This is a genomic window from Haloarcula sp. CGMCC 1.2071 (assembly GCF_037078445.1).
Taxonomy (GTDB): Archaea; Halobacteriota; Halobacteria; order Halobacteriales; family Haloarculaceae; genus Haloarcula; species Haloarcula amylolytica.
On record NZ_JAYMGY010000042.1, the window covers coordinates 1 to 3,659 of the forward strand.

A 3,659-nucleotide genomic window follows, 5' to 3' on the forward strand; every position below is an offset into this window, starting at 1 on the left:
GCGACTCCTCACCGCCGAAACTTACCGTTCGTCTCACTTCGAGAACTAGCCACGCATCGAAAACACAGATTCAAGCTCTACTGGAAGGGTTTGTGGGCTTTCGATGTGATCGACTGAGTCTCCGACTATATTCCAAAGTTGGCTAATCCGGGTGTCGGAAAAAATAAGACCGCTGAAGCAACTGCGGCAAGCATACGGAATAGTAGTGACAGCATAGTGTCAAGCTCTTCGTACGAGGATATTGACCTTGACGAAGAAGTATCAGTTCATACAGACATCTACTATATGCGTGCCTCAGTTCATTACAACGGCGAAGTAGTTCAGAACATCAACAATCCAAAGTCGGATGAGATTGTCGATGCCACAAACACCGCCGTCGAGCGTGCCGGCGAAAATGAGGAGGAGTAAAGCTCGCTGTTTTGCCTTGGAGTGAATACTGGTTTGATCAAATTCGCGAAGTTCCTCAGGTTGTCCCCGTAGGTTCTCTTGAGACACAGACGTACATCCCGATTTCAGGCATACTTCTTGCGGCGGAAGATGAGTATATAAACTGTACACCCTTTCGCGGGACCGTAGAAAGCACTAGGTATATGCGGTTTCATACGAATGAAAACGGCTCGCCCTTCTGGAGGAGACTGTTGATAGAGTTGTGCATCAGTTAGAACAAGTAGAAACCACCGGAATAACGCTCCGCGAACTGGTTCTGGTTTGACTGTGTCTGAAACAAAAGCGAAGGGCAGCTCTAAATCAATAATGGGCTACGCATGATCGTGTCAGTATTAAGACGTACTGACCTATTGATCTCCGACTGTGATGGTCGCATTAATAAGTTCAGGTGTTTTTGGGAGGACTGATTCCTCCTCTCGAAGTGCTTCGAATTCCTGCTTGCGCTGTTCACGTAGATCCTCAAGTTCGGACTGTGCTCGGCGAATACTAACAGCCATATCCTTGCCCCGCTCGCTATCTTCCCGGTAGGTTTCTAGCCGGCTTTCCCAAGTCTCAATCGCATTGTCGAAATACCGCTCTGCATGCTCACGCTTGATTGCAACCGCCTCTGCATTTTCTGCCTCTGCCTCCTCGGCCATTTGTTCGACACGACGCTGGGCCTCGTCTCTGGCTCTCTCGACCAGACTGGGGACACGGTCTGCAATAGCCTTCACTTTGGAATGTGATTCGGCAGTCTCTGGCGGGAGAAACCCATCTGTTTCGGGTGGCTCGTCGTATACCTCGCCGTCTTCAGACACGAAGATTGACACAAATTCCTCGGTCTCATCACTCCCGTCTGCAGTTTCGTAACCAAGGCGAAAGTTACATCGAATCCCACAGTCATGTGATTGGTTATCAAGAACTTCCACCGCAGTCTTTCCATCTATCCAGTCCCCGTCTAGACAGTAATCAGTTATCGATTTGACCAGCGGGTGATTGACTGACATGAACTCAAGATGTTGATTATTCTGAGCGGCCGTCTGGCTGAATGTGGCTCTGGGATAGGAGCTCTCCACCGCATCATTATCGACCTCGATGACACTCGGTGTCTCAATATGATAGACCTGACCGTCGGTGCTCTCAACGTCCTCTGGGCGCACCGTGCCATCAAATTCCTGGAAAAACAGCTCTAGGACACGTTTGACTGCTGACTGGCCGACCTGTTCGTTCCGGCTGTCCTGAATGAGCTTCTGGACCTCCTCCAGTTCGGATTCCCCGAACTGGTCTTCGATAAGGAAATCCTCTTGGACGCGTTTGACAGCTTCCTTCCGTTCCTCGATAATCTGGTCAATATCTTCAACGACCTGCTCTCCAGACTCGTCATGCGCAACTGCATCCATGATCCGGTCCTGCAAATCCATCTCACTGCCATCAAGGACCATTCCGAGGACATCAGAACTCATTCCTAGGTCTTCCTCGATCTGGTCAATTTTGGTCACCAGCCGCTGAAGGATCTCGCTTTCACGGGTATCTTGGACAAAGAGATTGTATATATTTACCTTCTGATCCTGCCCATATCGATGGAGGCGCCCCATCCGCTGATCAATCCGTATTGGATTCCACGGCAGATCATAGTTTACCATTATATGTGCAAACTGGAGGTTTATCCCCTCCCTAGCAGCGTCGGTGGCAAGCATGATACTGGCGTCATTGCGGAACTTTTCAACCTGTTCCCGACGGACACGCTGCCCGAGGCCACCATGAATCTGTGCCACATCAAAATCAGAGAGGATCTCATCACGAAGATATTCCAGTGTGTCCGTGTATTCAGTGAACACGAGGATTTTCTCATCCGGATCCCGTTCCAGTAGCGTTTCGATCGAATCTCTTAGCTTGCCGGCCTTTGAGTCGACATCAATCGCCCTCGCCTTGTCAATCAGCTCTTCAACAACCGCGATTTCTTTCTGGCGCTGTTCCGGGTCCTGATCGGCTGATAGTTCCTGTAGCTCCTCCTCAATTTTCTGTCGCTGTGCCTCGGTCAGTGTTTCCGGCTTCTGCTGGTACTGATCCAGCAGACTCTGGACGACGGGGGAAAGATCGTTATGTCCTCCCTTCTGAAGTGCCTCAAGTCGTTTTTCGAGGGAACACTGTATCGCCCGGATACTGGAGACAAGCCGTTTCTGATAGATCACCATCGAAAACCCGGCTGCCTGTGATTCTTGATCTTCACCAAGCCGGTAGTAGTTTTTCAGATAGTCGGTGATATCCTGATAGAGCTGCTCTTCGGCATCAGTAAAACCGACAGAAAGCGTATCTATCTCTTTTTCGGGAAACATCGGCGTCCCATCGGAATGGGCCATATTTGGATTACTCTTGAGCCGTCGAATCATCAGGTCATCGAGCTTTGCCGGAGAAATATCATCCTCGTCCTCGAACCGATACTCCTCGAGCAGATCAACCATGAAATAGAACTGATCTGGCTTCCCTTTGTGAGGTGTGCCAGTCAGGAAGAGTAACCCATCGGTGTTTGGACTAACTGCCTCGCCAACCTTGTATCGGTCCGTGGTCTGTTTCTGCCCATCATTCCCTCTACGGGCCGTCAGATGGTGTGACTCATCAAACACTGCAATATCCCAATCAGTATTCTGCAGGGGCTCGAGCATATCATCACGCTTGGCAAAATCAATCGAGGTGATAATCCGGTCATCATGCTCCCACACGTTCTCATCGGATAGCCCACGCCGGATGCTGTCCACATAGTCACGGTCATAGATGACATAGTCCTGATCAAACTTGTCTTGCATCTCCGCCTGCCACTGCATCTTCAAGGATGCCGGGGTAACGATCAGGATGCGGTCAGCGCGTCCGCGTGCGATGAGTTCCTCGATCACAATTCCCGCTTCGATTGTTTTACCAAGTCCAACCTCATCAGCAATCAGGTAGCGATGGTCATGCGATGTCAGAATCTCATGTGCAGCCTCGATCTGGTGAGGGGTAACATCGATTCTGTTTCCACCAATCGATAGAAAACGGTCAAATCGGTAAGCCAGATCAAGCTGTGTGGCCCCCGCGAGCAACTCATATCGAGAACCCCGATCAAATCTGGGTTCGGCAAGTTTCAGTCGATCACATCGGGTTAGAGTAAGCGTCTGCTTGGAGAGGATGTGCAGTCAACCCAAGCAGACAGCGAGATAGAGGAAGAGCACCTGCTTAATTTTGTCGTCAACAGTCTC

The 3,659-nt window shown here is 50.2% G+C and carries 1 protein-coding gene; it reads right to left on the reverse strand.

Annotated features, from left to right (window positions below; all coding sequences use genetic code 11):
* Window positions 1-794 precede the first annotated feature (794 nt).
* On the reverse strand, window positions 795-3,503 hold the full coding sequence (locus tag VI234_RS21095; RefSeq protein WP_336331216.1) for a helicase-related protein: 2,709 nt from the start codon (window positions 3,501-3,503) through the stop codon (window positions 795-797).
* Window positions 3,504-3,659: the final 156 nt, after the last annotated feature.